Origin of the sequence: Micromonospora sp. NPDC050980 (genome assembly GCF_040653835.1) — a bacterium.
Lineage (GTDB): Bacteria > Actinomycetota > Actinomycetes > Mycobacteriales > Micromonosporaceae > Micromonospora.
Window position 1 is genome coordinate 13,933 of the sequence record NZ_JBFAGS010000038.1, and the last position, 13,883, is coordinate 27,815.

13 protein-coding genes are annotated in these 13,883 nt (G+C 67.9%); 7 read left to right on the plus strand and 6 right to left on the minus strand.

Features of this window, described 5'->3' with window-relative positions; all coding sequences use genetic code 11:
- Nucleotides 1-73: 73 nt before the first annotated feature.
- From AB0H28_RS28790 to AB0H28_RS28805, 4 genes are all read right to left on the minus strand, one after another.
- Nucleotides 74-3,649, minus strand: a complete 3,576-nt coding sequence (locus AB0H28_RS28790; RefSeq protein WP_358046840.1) for a LamG domain-containing protein — start codon at nucleotides 3,647-3,649, stop codon at nucleotides 74-76.
- Between the two features lie 531 nt (nucleotides 3,650-4,180).
- Nucleotides 4,181-5,395, minus strand: a complete 1,215-nt coding sequence (locus AB0H28_RS28795; RefSeq protein ID WP_358046843.1) for a site-specific integrase — start codon at nucleotides 5,393-5,395, stop codon at nucleotides 4,181-4,183.
- A 787-nt stretch (nucleotides 5,396-6,182) separates the two neighbouring features.
- Nucleotides 6,183-7,046 (minus strand): hypothetical protein, encoded by an 864-nt coding sequence (locus AB0H28_RS28800; protein WP_358046846.1) that lies wholly within the window; start codon nucleotides 7,044-7,046, stop codon nucleotides 6,183-6,185.
- 82 nt (nucleotides 7,047-7,128) lie between these two features.
- The gene (locus AB0H28_RS28805) at nucleotides 7,129-7,500 is read right to left on the minus strand and encodes a metalloregulator ArsR/SmtB family transcription factor (RefSeq protein ID WP_358046874.1); all 372 of its coding nucleotides are present in this window, start codon (nucleotides 7,498-7,500) and stop codon (nucleotides 7,129-7,131) included.
- A 99-nt stretch (nucleotides 7,501-7,599) separates the two neighbouring features.
- Between AB0H28_RS28805 and AB0H28_RS28810 the strand changes: the two genes are divergently transcribed.
- Nucleotides 7,600-8,091 carry an NAD(P)-binding protein gene (locus AB0H28_RS28810; protein WP_358046849.1) on the plus strand — a complete coding sequence of 164 codons (492 nt, stop codon included), beginning with the start codon at nucleotides 7,600-7,602 and terminating at the stop codon, nucleotides 8,089-8,091.
- An 8-nt stretch (nucleotides 8,092-8,099) separates the two neighbouring features.
- On the opposite strand, the gene AB0H28_RS28815 is transcribed toward AB0H28_RS28810, so the two are convergent.
- Together AB0H28_RS28815 and AB0H28_RS28820 are read right to left on the minus strand one after the other, a co-directional pair.
- Nucleotides 8,100-8,654 (minus strand): hypothetical protein, encoded by a 555-nt coding sequence (locus tag AB0H28_RS28815; RefSeq protein WP_358046852.1) that lies wholly within the window; start codon nucleotides 8,652-8,654, stop codon nucleotides 8,100-8,102.
- Nucleotides 8,655-8,682: 28 nt separating this feature from the next.
- Nucleotides 8,683-9,525, minus strand: coding sequence for a hypothetical protein (locus tag AB0H28_RS28820; protein ID WP_358046855.1), 843 nt, complete (start codon nucleotides 9,523-9,525; stop codon nucleotides 8,683-8,685).
- A gap of 209 nt (nucleotides 9,526-9,734) precedes the next feature.
- Between AB0H28_RS28820 and AB0H28_RS28825 the strand changes: the two genes are divergently transcribed.
- From AB0H28_RS28825 to AB0H28_RS28850, 6 genes are all read left to right on the plus strand, one after another.
- On the plus strand, nucleotides 9,735-10,037 hold the full coding sequence (locus AB0H28_RS28825) for a multiubiquitin domain-containing protein (RefSeq protein WP_358046858.1): 303 nt from the start codon (nucleotides 9,735-9,737) through the stop codon (nucleotides 10,035-10,037).
- The gene (locus AB0H28_RS28830) at nucleotides 10,034-10,420 is read left to right on the plus strand and encodes a hypothetical protein (protein ID WP_358046861.1); all 387 of its coding nucleotides are present in this window, start codon (nucleotides 10,034-10,036) and stop codon (nucleotides 10,418-10,420) included. Before AB0H28_RS28825 ends, AB0H28_RS28830 begins: the two co-directional genes overlap by 4 nt.
- Nucleotides 10,402-11,763: a ThiF family adenylyltransferase gene (locus tag AB0H28_RS28835; RefSeq protein ID WP_358046863.1), complete on the plus strand. Its 1,362-nt coding sequence runs from the start codon at nucleotides 10,402-10,404 to the stop codon at nucleotides 11,761-11,763. The genes AB0H28_RS28830 and AB0H28_RS28835 overlap by 19 nt, the downstream gene beginning before the upstream one ends.
- A gap of 110 nt (nucleotides 11,764-11,873) precedes the next feature.
- Complete coding sequence (locus AB0H28_RS28840; protein ID WP_358046866.1) at nucleotides 11,874-12,332, plus strand: GNAT family N-acetyltransferase; 459 nt, start codon at nucleotides 11,874-11,876, stop codon at nucleotides 12,330-12,332.
- Nucleotides 12,333-12,482: 150 nt separating this feature from the next.
- Entirely contained in the window at nucleotides 12,483-12,950 is a 468-nt protein-coding gene (locus tag AB0H28_RS28845) for a helix-turn-helix domain-containing protein (RefSeq protein WP_358046869.1), read from the plus strand.
- Complete coding sequence (locus AB0H28_RS28850; protein WP_358046871.1) at nucleotides 12,839-13,621, plus strand: IS630 family transposase; 783 nt, start codon at nucleotides 12,839-12,841, stop codon at nucleotides 13,619-13,621. The genes AB0H28_RS28845 and AB0H28_RS28850 overlap by 112 nt, the downstream gene beginning before the upstream one ends.
- Nucleotides 13,622-13,883: the final 262 nt, after the last annotated feature.

Consider the following 13,883-nt stretch of genomic DNA (forward strand, 5'->3'; position numbering starts at 1 on the left):
CCATCTCGGGTGGTCCTCCGGCGCGGCGCCGGCTTCTGGTCGTGGGGGTGAGCGGAGGTGTGGGCGGGCATGATCACTCCTCGCCTGCCTGGTTGACCTGCGTGTCGAAGAGGTCACGCACCCCGCCGTCGGTCAACGCGCCCTGGTAGGCGAGCACGTCGTCCACGCCGCCGGTGAGCCAGTCGGTGAACCCGGCGGGCTGGTCGGAACGGCCGACCACGAACGGGCCGGTGGCGTTCCACCGCTGCCACGCGGCGACCATCGCTGTGGTGGCCTTCAGTTCCCCGTCGACGTAGAGGCGGAGCTGGCGGCGTTCGGCGTCGAGGACTCCGGTCAGCTGATGCCATTCCGTCGGATCGACCGCGGCGGTCGCGGCGGTGGTGATCGCGGTGGTGTTCGTCGCACCCGCGCGGACGGTGAAGGCCCACTGCCCGCCGGAGGTGTCGCGGAACTGCAGGTCGAAGCCGCTGTAGCCGGAGCCGTGGTCCTGCGACAGGATCGTCTGCCGACCCGTCGCGGCGTCCACCCGCGCCCACGCCGATACGGTGAACGACGCGTCGGTGCGCACCACCGCCCCGTCACTCCAGTTCGGGGTGATTTCGTCGCCGAGGTTGTTCTGCGCGCGCCCGTACTCCTGGGTCGCCTGGTTGTAGTGCGGATCGGCCGGATCCTCGACGAAGTGCGTCCCGTCCAGCAGCAGCGACTTGTCGCGCTGCCCGTAGCCGATCCAACTGCCGTCGGTCAGCGCCAGACGCCGACTGAAATCGCCCACCTCGTTCACCCCGCAGGCCGAGGAGGAGGGGTCTGTGCTGGCCTCGTAGCAGGGGTAGGCGTTCTTGAAGTCCCACGCGGAGGTCTTCGGCGCGCTGACCATGCCTGGCTCGTTGAACGGGTAAGCGTCCGTGGCGGTGCTGCCGGTGAAGTCCTGCTCCACCAGCACCCGGTCGTAGACCTGCACGTCGGCGATCGAACCGGTGAACCACTTCGCCGGTGCGGCGTTGAAGCCCCGGCCGATCGAGAAGACCCCGGTCGCGGCCCACGGGGCGGCGGCTCGGTCGGCGTCACCGACGAGGGTGCCGTTGACGTAGAGCAGCATCTTGCCCGACGGCCGGTCGAACACCCCCGCCAGATGTGTCCACCGTCCCACGTCCGCCGATGTCAACGTGGCGACCGCAGCCGCGGAGCGGGTCGTGCTGGCCTGATCCGGGGTGTCTTTCATGACGAACGCCCACCGTGGTGTCAACGGCGATCCGGCCATCCGTACACCGAGCTGGAACCCGGCGGCGCTCGTGCCGTCCTGGCTGACCGCGACGTTGTCCTCGGCGGTGGGCAGCGCCGACAGGCGCACCCACGCGGCCACGCTGAACGACTCGGTGGTGTTCACCACCGACTGGCTGTGGTTCACCGCCGAGGAGGATCCGTTGAACGTCGGGCTCGACGCGCCGGGCATCCGCACGTCAGGTGACCAGGTCACGCCGGTCGGTGCCAGCGGTGCGGTGATCGTGGCCTCGGCGCGCTCGTCGGTCAGCGCCTGGGCTTGGGTGACGCTCGGCCGTGGTTCGAGTTTCCACCAGTTCGTCGGCGGGGCGGGTCGGTCCACGATGAAGGCCACCGACCCCTGTCCCTCGGTCTGCGCGGAGTTGATCGCCGACACGTAGAGGATGTTCTCGCCGTACTTCGGGGCGGTCAGGGTCACCGTCGCCGTGCGGGTACCGGTGCCCGTCGCGGTGACCTCCGTGGTGGGTGGGAACGTCCAGCCGTAGCGGAATTTCACCACCGTCGAGGTGTTCGACGACAGGGCGAACACGCCCTTCTCCCCCGGCCCGGCAGGCATGGTGGCCACCGTCGCGGTCACGTCGGGGTAGCTCACGTCGGTCTTGAACTCGCACCACGCCGACCACGAGCTGGTCAGGTTGTACGGGGCCGGGTCGGTGGCCATCGCCCTAAACGCGTACGACTTGCCGTTGACCAGGCCCGACAACGCCGCCGTCGTCGACCGACCGCCGGCCGGCACCGACGCTCCTGCCGGAGCCGGTTTACGTGGGGTGCTGTCGTTGTAGGTTCCCGACGCGGGGATCTCCAGCCACTCCCACTTCGTCGTCAACGCCTGCGTGCCGTCCGCGTCCGGGAACACCGCCGACAACGTGGGTGTCAACGTGCCGATCACCGACCGCAGCCCCGACGTGCAGGCCGCGCCCGTGGTCTGCAACCCGTACGGCTGCCCCGGGTAAGAGCTGTAGTCCACGATCAGCTTCACCGAGTTCGGCAGGTACTTCTTCCACCGATCCTGGGTCGACTCACCACTACCGCCGGCCGCGCACGCGCACAGCGCCATGGTGATGTAGGGCGCGGAGTGATCGGCGTGGTCCTGGATCAGGGTGGTGATCGCGGAGCTTTCGAAGTTCACCGTCATGTCGGGCTGAATGCTGCCGCAGCCGCCAGCCTCGTTCGCGTGCGAATAGGCGTTCTCCACCGGCGTCTTCATCGTCGGCGACCACTTCGTGCGCGGCGTTGACGAGATCGGCCCCGCGTGCCACAGATAGTTGATCGTGTCACCGCACGACCAGGTGTGGTCCACCGTCGCCTGCACATACGCCTTCTCGATGTGCTTCTTCGCCACCCCCGGCAGCGGGAAGTCGAAGAACGACCGATACAGCACCCCGCTGTCCGGGTTCTTCCCGACCCGGGCGACGCTGACATCCGAGTTCGTGGAGTTGTTGTTCGTCGCGTACGCCCACTGGCTCTTGCCCGTTGACCACGGCGGGTCGATGAACACCGGGAACACCGCCTGCGAGCCGGTCAGCAGCGCCTGATCCGGGTGCAACACCACATCGCCGCCGCTGGTCACCTCCGTGCGGACCGGCGCGGTCACCGCCGCGTCTCCCGGACCGACCGGCGATGACTCCTCCTCCTGCCCCGCGTCCACCGTCGCAGCGGCGGTGCGACCGGCGGCCTGCGGGCGCGGCGCGGAACTGGGCGTCGAGTCCCACATCGTCGCCGTCGCCGACTCCGCCAACACCTCGCCGCCGGCGACCGCCCGCAGTTCCCCGTCGCCGACCCGCACCGCCCGAGCGTCCCCGCCGACGTCGAAGCGCAGCTGGCGCAACGCCGGATTCGCCGCCGCGTCAGGGGTCTTCACCACCAACACATGTGAGAATCCCGTCCACGTGGCGCGCACCACCAGGTCCACATCCGGCAGCACACCCGGATACGTCGCCGAGTCCCCGACGATCGTCGGCGCCGGCAACGCACCGCCCTGCCACGACAGGCTGAAACTCTTGCCCTGACGCACCAACGTCACCATCGGCCCGCTACCGCCAGCCGAGAAGCGCACGTCCGCCACCGACACCGCTGGCCGCCACAACCCGTCACCACCCCGGGCCAACGACAGATCCACCGGCGCCCACGACCCGTCCGCGCGACGCGCACGCTGCGGCACCACCGCCGACTCCTGCTGGAAACCGCCACCCGGCAACGCAAAAATCTGCGTCAACTCCGAACGCCCTGCGGCGACCTCCACCCGCTGCCCGGTCTCCTCCGCCAACCGCGACGCCGACCCCGCATCCCCTGCCGCCAATGGCCCCTTCGGCGTCGACGCGGCCGCCGACGCGGCACCAGGAGGCACCACCACGCCGGCGACCAGCGTCACCGACAGCAGCGCAGCCCACCGCCCGCGCGGTCGACGGACAGCCGAGAACAAACCGACACGACGTCGGGCAGCAGTCACCACAGGTCCCCCGTTGATCACCTGATGAAGTCGCCGAACTGTAGGGACCCGGATCAACAGATGTAAAGATCCCTCACAAACTGTGAGGACGAATCGGGCAACGGGCTTCGGGACCCGGCAGGCGTCTCACCCAACGTGAGCAGCCTCCGGCACCCGTCGGCAGGGATCACCGCCCTCCATCAGCGGGCAGAGCAGGCCGCTCAACGTGCCCGTCGAGAGCCGCCATGCCGACCACCTTGCCCGTCGCTTCTCTACGTCCATGAAGGGCCGTCAGCGGGGAATGTCTGCGGTGTCCTGCCCAACGAGGCGCTCGTAATCAAGGTGATGGCGATGCCTGGGCACGGGACCGCTGCAGACGCAGAGCTCGCTGATCGACCCGCCGCCGATCGGACGGCTTGCCCGGAAGACAGGATCACTTCGCCTGCTTCCGGGCAGACCCGCCCACCCGGAAGATCAGGCTTGGTAGACGCCGGCCAGGGACGCCCTGACCCTCACATGCTGCAGGAACAGCTCGGCCGATGCCCGTACCGCCTGCTTGGCCATCTGCTGGAACACACAGATGTAGGTCTCGATGGTCGTCAGCGGAGTGTGATGGCCCATGTCCTGCTGGATCTGCTTCAGGTCCACCCCGGCCGCCGAGGCGATCCCCGCGGCGCCGTGCCGCAGGTCATGCAACCGGACCGGCGGCAAATCCAGCTCCTTGACCAGCCTCGCGAAACGGCGGGTCAGCCAGTCCGGACGTAACGGCCGCCCATCATCGTGCAGGAACACCCGCTGTTTCGGGTCAACCCGGCCGAACCGGCGCCGCTGCCGATGCCACAGATCCGTCAGCAGCCGCACGCTGAACTCGTCCAAAGCCAACGTCCGTACGCCGGCAGCCGACTTCGGCGGACCCAACCGCTCCACCCCACGCACCATGACCACCTGCTCCCGGATGGTCAACTCACCGTCGATCAGGTTGATGTCCTCCCACCGCAGCCCGGCGACCTCGCCCCGGCGCGGCCCGCGCAACGCCACCAGCCACCACAACGCGAACAGCGGATCGGCCTGCACGGACTCCAGGAACTGGCCGACCTGGTGCAACCCCCACACCGCCACCCGAGGGCGCGCTCCCGTGTTGTTCCACGCCTTCTCCCGCTCGGCGTCCCACACCACCGCCCGTGGACGCGCCCCGTTCGGCAGCCGCAGACCCCGGCCGGGATTCCGGTCGATCACCCCCTGACGCCGCGCCGCCGACAGCGCGCTGCGAAGCACCGCGCGGATACCGTTCAACGTGCCCGGAGAAATCAGCCGACCACCCCGGACGTGGCGGTGCGAGATCCGGTCCATCGCCCGCTGAGCGTCCCGGGTCCGCAACTTCCGCATCCGCACGTGACCCAACTGCGGAATGAGGTAGTCGTTCACGAGACCGCGGTAGGTGACCATGGTCGAGGGACGCAACCGCCCCTCGTTCTCCGACAACCAGAACTCCAGCCAGCGCTGCAGCGCCCACATCCCCGCCGCCTCGTGCCCCGGCACCTGCCGCAGCGACCAGCAGGCCCGCTCCGCCTCGGCTCGGCTGGCGAAACCACCGCGGCGTACCCGGACACGCCGCTCGTCAACACCGGTCAACTGCACCGCGAAGTACCAGCGGCCGTGGTCACTCTCGACGAGGCGCTCGCACCGCACACCCAGCTGGCGACCGGTCCGCTCACACCGACAGCCGCACCGCCGGTACACCAGGCCCGCCTCGTTGGCCCTAGCCACCCATCCCCCAAGACACCCGGACAGGCTAGACAACGGACCATGATGATCATCAACCGATGGGGTCGACAGCGCACACGAAAGGGGCAGATCCGCATCGTCCGTCCGCGAATCCGCTGCGCATCAACCCAGAAAGCCCAGGTCAACACGGCTCCACCAGGCCCGACATGTGGGTCACAGACGTGACCCACATGCGACCCACACCGACCTGAAGGTCAGCGGCAATCATGAATATTGCCTGGTAGAGCTTGTGCGCCCGAAGGGACTCGAACCCCTAACCTTCTGATCCGTAGGAGGAAGGGTAACCCACCTTCCCCACCGAATACAGAGTCTCATAGCTCGTACTGTTTTGCAAGCCCTTCGTCCACGCGGAGGGCTTTTTGTTTCGGCTGGTCCACGCGCTGCAGGCGACGGGCAGGGTGATGGGCTCGCCGCTGCCGGGCTCACCGTGCTGATTTCGACCCGCCCGTGCTCGACCGGTGCCGAACATCCGAGCACCACCTGAGCACCATGCCGGCCGCGATATCCCTCGGATCTGAGCGCCGAGGGTTCTGGCGATGTCGACAATTAGGTAGCACGCACGCTCCCCAATGACCGCCTTCATCTCCCGCTTCCTTCGGACCGAGGCGGGACCGCTGGCGCCACCCACAGACCTTGGCGCGGTGATCCGCGCTCCGATGACAGCGGGAGCGGGCGGCCGAGTGCGGCGATGTTAGTCGTCTTCGGGGTCGGCGAACCGTAGTTCGGCCGCCGACTCCGCCATGGCGGAGTCGTCGAAGTCCGGTAGCGCCCGTTCCGGCAGGTGCAGGTCGGCGTCCGGGTCGATGCCCTCTGAGCTGCCGACCAGGTCCAGTAGGAATTCCTCGGCACCGCGCAGCAGTACGGGGTCCTCCGTCCAGGAGCCGAACTCGAGGCTGCGTCGTGACGACGCCGTGAAGTTCGCTGACCCGATCCAGAGTCGCTTCGGGGTGAAGGCGGTGACATCGGCCGGCCCGAAGTCGTCTTCGTCGTGTTCCCAGAGGCGGCCGAGTAGCGCCAGCTTGGCGTGGAGGATCGGTGGCATGGACCCGTTGGCGCCCAGGTCCTTGCGGAAGCCGATCGTCCGCACGGTCGGGATCATCGCGTCGCCGGGCGGCAGCGACCACCCGGGTCCGATCATCGGGGGCTCACCGTCGACCAGTGAGGTCAGTTGCTCCAGCGGGGGGAAATAGCACACCGGGAGACCGGGCGCGCGGGTGTTGAGGTCGGCCAGGCGGCGAAGCTTGTAGGGCAGATCCGGCGGCTGCACCTTCTTGTCCCGGGCCTGCTTGCTGACCACCACGCAGGCAGCCTGCAGCCTGGCGAGTTCGTCGAGCAGTTCCGGGTCGTCCATCCACATCGCGCAGCCCAGCAACGTCGCCCCAGGCCCATGGTGTTGGTCCCACCGCTGCTGCCGGTGCTCTCGGAAGTCCCGGATTCCCTGTACCAGGCCAGCCAGCACGTCCCGACCGAAGAAGGCCTGATTTCCGGCCGGGCCGACTTCGAGCGCACGGTCGTACCACTGCCTGAATTCCGGCTGCGCTTCCTCGTCCCCCATGCCAGCAGGCTAGAACCTTCGCGCCTGCGGCCCGACCGCCGCCGGGTCAGGAGGCGTAGGCGGCGGTCTTCCGTGGCGTCGGTCAGCGGGTCTTCTTCGTCGCTCGCTTGCGAGGCGGGGTCAGCAGGTCGGCGATCGCGACGATGGCGGACGGCACGAGCCGGTAGTAGGCCCAGACGCCGCGCTTGTCACGCTGAAGCAGGCCGGCCTCGGTGAGGATCCGCAGGTGGTGGCTAACGGTCGGCTGGGAGAGTCCGAGGGGCGCGGTGAGGTCACTGACCGACGCCTCTCCCTGCGGGGCCGACTGGATCAGGCTGAGCAGTCGCAGCCGGGCCGGGTCGGCGAACGCCTTCAGCACTCCCGCGAGCCGTTCGGCATCGGCGCGGTCGATCGGCTCGCCGGCGAGGGGCGAGATGGCGGGCGTCGCACTCTTCACAGTTCCCACGTCGTGCATCGTTGCAGCTGACACCGTCGATCGGCTGGTGAACGAGGGCAGGATCACCGTGAGTTCGTGTAGGCACCCACCGCTTCTGCCGTCTCGGCATCATGATCTATGGATCGAGGGAGGTGTCGTGCGTGCCCCGGGTCGGGTGATGTGGTGGTCGTCGGGGGTGGGCAGGCGGGCCTGGCTGCCGGTTACTACCTGCGCAGCGCCGATCTGGATTACGTCATCCTCGACGCCCAGCCGCAGCCGGGTGGCGCGTGGCGGCATGGCTGGGAGTCGTTGCGGTTGTTCTCCCCGGCGGAGTGCAGCCCGCTGCCGGGGTGGGGCATGCCGCGGCAGGAGGGCGGCGAGGAGTTCCCGACCGCCGGGCACGTCGTGGTTCTCCCACCTCAGCCAAGCCGAAGCCGAGAGCAAACACCCAGGTCACGAACCGGCCAAGTCGCGGCAAGGCGGTTCCCGCGGCCGCACCCACACTGCACCCACGTGACACCCACCGTCCACACAGGCCGGACAGCAGAAAAGGGCCCGAACCGCGTCAGCGCAGCCCCAGGTCCTTCACGATCTTGTGCGCCCGAAGGGACTCGAACCCTAACTTCCTGATCCGTAGCTCAGGCTTCAAGTGCGGAGTAGGTGAATTCCTTGCCCCCGCGCTCGGCGACCCCACGCCGCCGGACAAGTGCTCTCGCCGCGACAAGGCGTTTGAGTCGATTATTCGCATTTGGGGCGCTGATGCCCAGTTGTTCAGCGACCGTTGTGGCCGTGAAAGTTCCCAGCACCCTGGCGAGCTTGAAGGTGTCCGAGAGAACATCCGACGCCGCCAGTAGCACAAGGTCATCACCGAGTCGCTCCTGCGCGAGTAGTTCGCGGCGTTCGAAGGCGATGACGATCGTTTCGCGGGTGTCGTTGTTGAGTCCGGTGACGAGCACGGAGGTCGGCCCGTCGTCCTGGGTGGCGAGGGTGGAGTAGTACTTGCGGAGGAACTCGTCGGTGAAGCTGACGGTCATTGCCTCGACGTCGGCGAAGTTGATGACGAGAAGGCTGGTGCCAGGCGGGATGTGGTCTTCTAGGTCGTGAAGCACTTTCCTGCCGCGTTCCCTGGTTGACAGGAACGCCCGGTGTTGTCCGACGTCGTAGGTGACGGTCGTAGCGGGATCCGGTTTCACCTGCATGATTGAAACACGTTACGGCTCGTTACGGAACTCGGACGCGGAGCCACGCCCAGGTGCCGTTCACCGGTTCGGCGACGCGGCTGCAGATCGAAGTGGGTTCCGGGCGGAGCTTCGCGGTGGCGACGGCGTCTCCGCTGCGGAGCATGAGTTCGCCCCCCTTGTTGCCGCCTCGGATGGCCTGCCGCCACAGGTTCGGTAGTCCGTGGCCTCGCCCTTCGGCGCGTCTATTGCCACCATTCAGTGCCAGCTCGAGAGCCGGGGGTCCTTCCAGCTCCTGGTTACTGGCGTCGGAGAGGACCTTTTGGATCCCGGCGCCGGAGTCGCAGACGGCGAACTCGAACCCAGGTGTACGGCTCAGGGCGCCGCTGTAGAGCTGGGCGGCGGTGAAGGCACCGGTCTTGCTGAGGCCGTGTGTGGTGGCGTTGCTGAGCAGCTCACCGAGGCTGCGGAAGGCTGCCCTCCCCGCGTCCGCTCCAAGCCGCGTCTTTACTAGTTCGCCGAGTGTCTCGCTGATGTCTTCGACGTTGGTAGGCGTGACCTTGGCAACCTCGAGAAGTTTGTCGGAGTGGTCGCGCCGCCCCTCGGATGGGACTGACCCGTCGATCTCAGCGAAGGGCTTGAGTAGCTCCACAACGTTCATCCGCACGAGATATGACGCGATCTTCGGATCTTGAGGAACGAGCAGGTGGACGTCACGGCCGTCGGCAGCGGCGACGGTCCCCATCGAGACGATGGCGGCGAGCTCGAGCGGGCTGACCCACTGGAGTCCTCGCGCGTCGAGCACCAGGTTCCCAGTGTCGCCATGAAAGTCAGCCCTCAACTCTCGGCGTCGGAGGGGATTCCGGCCGGCCAGCTCGATACGCACCCAGCAAGCATGACAGCTAGATCGAGGGGCTGCCCGTACGTCCTCAAGCGACGGAGCGAGCTCACGGCCACTCCGGGGTTGCGCCCTCGGCCATCATCGGTTTAACTGGTCTCAGTGAAACGGATTGCGGGGGCAGCTGGTGTTCTACCGGCAGTCTCCGACACCGCGGAGCCGGTCGACACGGTCCCGCTCAAGCAGAAGGAGCAGATGTGAGGACTCAATCCGAGGAGATCAACATGATGAGCAGCAGCGATGAGGGCATGCACGAGGCCCACCGCCCGCCCCAGACCATCACGGTCTCGGTCAACAACCAGCAGGTCGAGTTGCCCGAGCGCCGGCTCAGCGGCCTGGACATCAAGCAGGCCGCCATCGGGCAGGGCGTCCACATCCAGCCCAACTTCCAGCTCTCGGTGAAGCGGGGCAACCGCTACGAGGTCATCGGCGACGACGACACAGTCACGGTGCACCCCCGCCAGGAGTTCCTCGCGGTCGCGCCGGACGACAACTCGTGACCGAGCTGACCCCGGCGGTCACCACCGCGGTCGACGCCGTCCGGGAACACTTCGCCGGCAAGCCGGTCGAGGTCACCCCGGACGGCGCCGGCGGCGCCTTCGTGATCGTTAACGACATCGAGATCGGGCCGGGCTACATCCCGTCGACCACGTGGCTGGGCTTCCACGTCAGCGCCGCCTACCCGAACGCGGACGTCTACCCGCACTACACCGACAGGCTGACCCGTACAGACGGGCAGCCCCACGGACAGGCAATCCAACAGGTCGACTGGCAGAACCGGCCCGCGCTGCAGTTGTCCCGCCGCTCGAACGGGTGGCGGGTCGGGATCGACAACGCCGCCCTCAAGGCCGAGAAGGTGATCACGTGGCTCAGTATCCAGTGAATCCGCCGGCGGACGGTTGGAGCCTCACCGTGCCGGCTCGGCTGTGGACCGCCCTGTCAGATCACCTATTCCGGGGCGACAGGGACGAACACGGCGCGGTCATTCTCGCGGGCCGCGCCGAGGGCCCGCGTGGGCCCCGGCTGCTCGCCCGCGAGCTGATCCTCGCCATGGACGGGGTCGACTATGTGCCCGGTGAGACCGGGTATCGGGCCCTCGCGCCGTCCTTCGTGCGCGACGCCGCAGTCCGGGCACGGGAAGAGGGACTCGCCTACCTCGCCGTTCACAACCACCTCGGGGGTGCGACGGTTGGCTTCTCCCGGATTGACCTGGCCAGCCACGAGCGGGGCTACCCGGCGCTGCGGCAGATCACCGGACAGGTCGTCGGCGGACTGGTCCTCACTGCCCAGGCCGCCGCCGGTGACCTATGGTTGTCCGACGGGTCCCGCGTCGACCTCGCGGAGGTCGTCATCCCGAGCGGCAACCTCATTCGCCTGCGGCCTCGCCCTGCCCACGCCGGGACGGCCGAGCTCCTGCACGATCGGCAGGCGAGGCTCTTCGGTCAGCTCGGCCAGGAGTCCCTCAGCCGCCTGCGGGTCGCCGTCGTCGGCCTCGGCGGGGTCGGCAGCATCCTCGTCGAACTCCTCGCCCGCCTCGGCGTCGGCAGCCTTCTCCTCATCGACGACGACATCATCGACGAGACGAACCTACCCCGGCTCTTGGCCGCCGAACGCGACGATATCGGCCAGCCGAAGACCCTCCCCGCGGCCCGGAACGCCCGTCGTGCGAACCCGGACATCGACCTGACGGTGATGGCGGAACGGGTCGAGACCAGCACGGCGCGACAGTCGCTGAACTCCTGCGACTGGATCTTCCTCGCCGCGGACAGCCATTCCGCCCGGTACTGGGTCAACGCCGCCGCCAACCAGTACCTGATCCCCACGGCGCAGATCGGCGTCAAGATCCCCGTGAACGACGACGGCGTCGTCGGCGAGATCCACGCTGTCAACCGGTTCATCGTTCCTGGAAGCGGCTGCATGTGGTGCAACGGCCTCATCGACCCGACCGAACTCGCGATCGACATGCAACCCGAACGTGAACGGGCTGCCGCCCGCTACGTCGCAGGCGTTCCAGCGCCCAGCGTCATCGCCCTCAACGGCCTCGTCGCCGCCGAAGCCATCAACCACTTCATGCTCGCCGTCACCGGCATGCACCACGACCCCGACGACACCACCTCCACGATCCACCTGCCTCGACGGCGCGAACGCACAGGCCAGATGCCGCGTCGTGACAAGGACTGCCCATGGTGCTCCCCGAACGGGCACCTCGGGCGCGGCGACGGCTGATCTGAGCAACGGCAATCTTGCCGACGGTGAGGGTGCACCAGCCCAACGTCCGGTCATGGCGATGCCGCCGCTTCCGGCTCGGTCCGCGCACCGACAATAGGATGTGTCGAGTGACGTTCGACTTCATCGAGGAGCGGCCCGGGCCGGACGACCAGGTGATCTGGTTTCCGTTCGCTGAGAACACCGACTTCAGCCCGAGCTGGTGGGACGCCCGATCGATCGACGGCGACAAGTCATACACCTTGCTGGTGGTCCACCAAGGCGAAGTCGAGGTAGCACGGATCGAGCTCGACCCCGGCGTCGTGATCGATCACTACCTGGAAACCCCCGAACTCGACAACACAGCACTCGAGATCGAACTGATCGAGGTGGCAGAGTCGCACCGACGCCAAGGCATCGGAACGAAGATCATCCGAGCCTTGGCGTCCAGGTACCCCGAGCGACGACTGCTCGCCTTCAGCGAGGAAGCCGACGACTTCTGGGCATCGCTGGGATGGACGCGATACGACCACCCGGAGGGCCCGCAGCTCAACCGCCCCTTGTACATCCAGCCAGCCGAAAGAGCCTGAGGGAGCGCGACGGCGGATCAACGGGACGGATCGAACCGCCCCTGAACGGACGGCGCGACTGCCGGCGCTAGTAGACCGTCGCTTCTAATTGCCCTGGATGTCTGGTAGGTCTTGCCCTGTTCGTGGTTCGTTGAGGGGTGGGGAGTATCGGTGGCGCGTAGGCGGGTCCATGCGGTGGTGCTGGACGCGGAGCAGCAGGTGCGGTTGAAGCGGGTCATCGGGTCGGGCAGGAGTTCGGCGCGGTCGATCGCTCGGGCGCGGATCCTGTTGGCTCTGGACGAGTCCAGCGGGGTGGTGCCCGTTCGGGCGCGGGTTGCCGAGAGGCTGGACGCCTCGGGTGACCTGGTCCGGTCGGTCGCCGAGGCGTTCGCGGCTCATCAGGACGTGGACGCGGCGATCGGCCGCCGCAAGCGCCGCACGCCGCCGGTGGAGCCGAAGGTCACCGGGGACGTCGAGGCGCGGGTGACGGCGTTGGCGTGCTCGGCCCCGCCCGAGGGGTACGCGCGGTGGTCGTTGCGGCTGTTGGAGAAGCACGTCGCGCTGCTGGACGATGTGCCGGGCCTGGATCACTCCACGATCGGGCGGGTGCTGAAAAGGGGGCGCTCAAGCCGCACCTGAAGGCGTGCTGGACCATCCCGCCACACGCGAACGGCGAGTTCGTCGCTGCGATGGAGGATGTCCTGGACGTCTATGCCCGCCCGCTCGACGAGCGGTTCCCGGTGGTCTGTATGGACGAGAAGCCGTACCAGTTGCTGGGCGAGGTCCGCGACCCGCTGCCCGTCGCCCCGGGCAGGGCTGCCCGGCACGACAACGAATATGTACGTCAGGGCACGTGCGCGATCTTCGTGTTCGCCCAGTCCCTCGCAGGGTGGCGGCGCGTCGAGGCCCTGGCGCAGCGCACCCGTGTGGACTGGGCCCACCAGGTCCGCCGGCTGCTCGACGTCGACTTTCCCGACGCCGAAAAGGTCGTGCTGGTGATGGACAACCTGAACACCCACTCGATCGGGTCGCTCTACGAAGCCTTCGACCCCGCGACCGCGCGCGCTCTGGCCGAACGCCTTCAGATCCACCACACGCCCAAACACGGCTCGTGGCTCAACGTCGCCGAGATCGAGCTGTCCCGCCTAACCCGCCAGTGCCTCGACCGGCGCCTGGGCGACCTCGACACCCTCAACGCCGAGCTGGCGGCCTGGCAGGAAGCGACCAACAGCGACCGGCGGCAGGTCGACTGGCACTTCACCACCAACGACGCCCGAACCCGACTCCGCCACCTATACCCAGCTAATTAGAAGCGACGGCCTACTAGGTCGAGTCGTACCGCCCGCAGAAGCCGTCCGGGTCCTACATGCGGGGCACGCAGGGCCTTCGGCATCACGGGCGGGCGCACCAGAGCGCGCCGCTGCCCCCCGCCACGCGATTACTCGGTGACAGCCGCCAGGTGCGGCGGTTCGCCGCCGGTGTTCCGCCCCGGGTTAGATGGAGACATCGAAACCTGGAGGAACACCAGCGATGCCCGCACCGAAGAAGTACCCCGACGAGCTGCGTGAGCGT

Coding starts and splice junctions, on each gene's coding strand:
- AB0H28_RS28805 (WP_358046874.1), bottom strand. CDS start 7,500: ATGCACGACGTGGGAACTGTGAAGAGTGCGACGCCCGCCATCTCGCCC.
- AB0H28_RS28810 (WP_358046849.1), top strand. CDS start 7,600: ATGGATCGAGGGAGGTGTCGTGCGTGCCCCGGGTCGGGTGATGTGGTG.
- AB0H28_RS28800 (WP_358046846.1), bottom strand. CDS start 7,046: ATGGGGGACGAGGAAGCGCAGCCGGAATTCAGGCAGTGGTACGACCGT.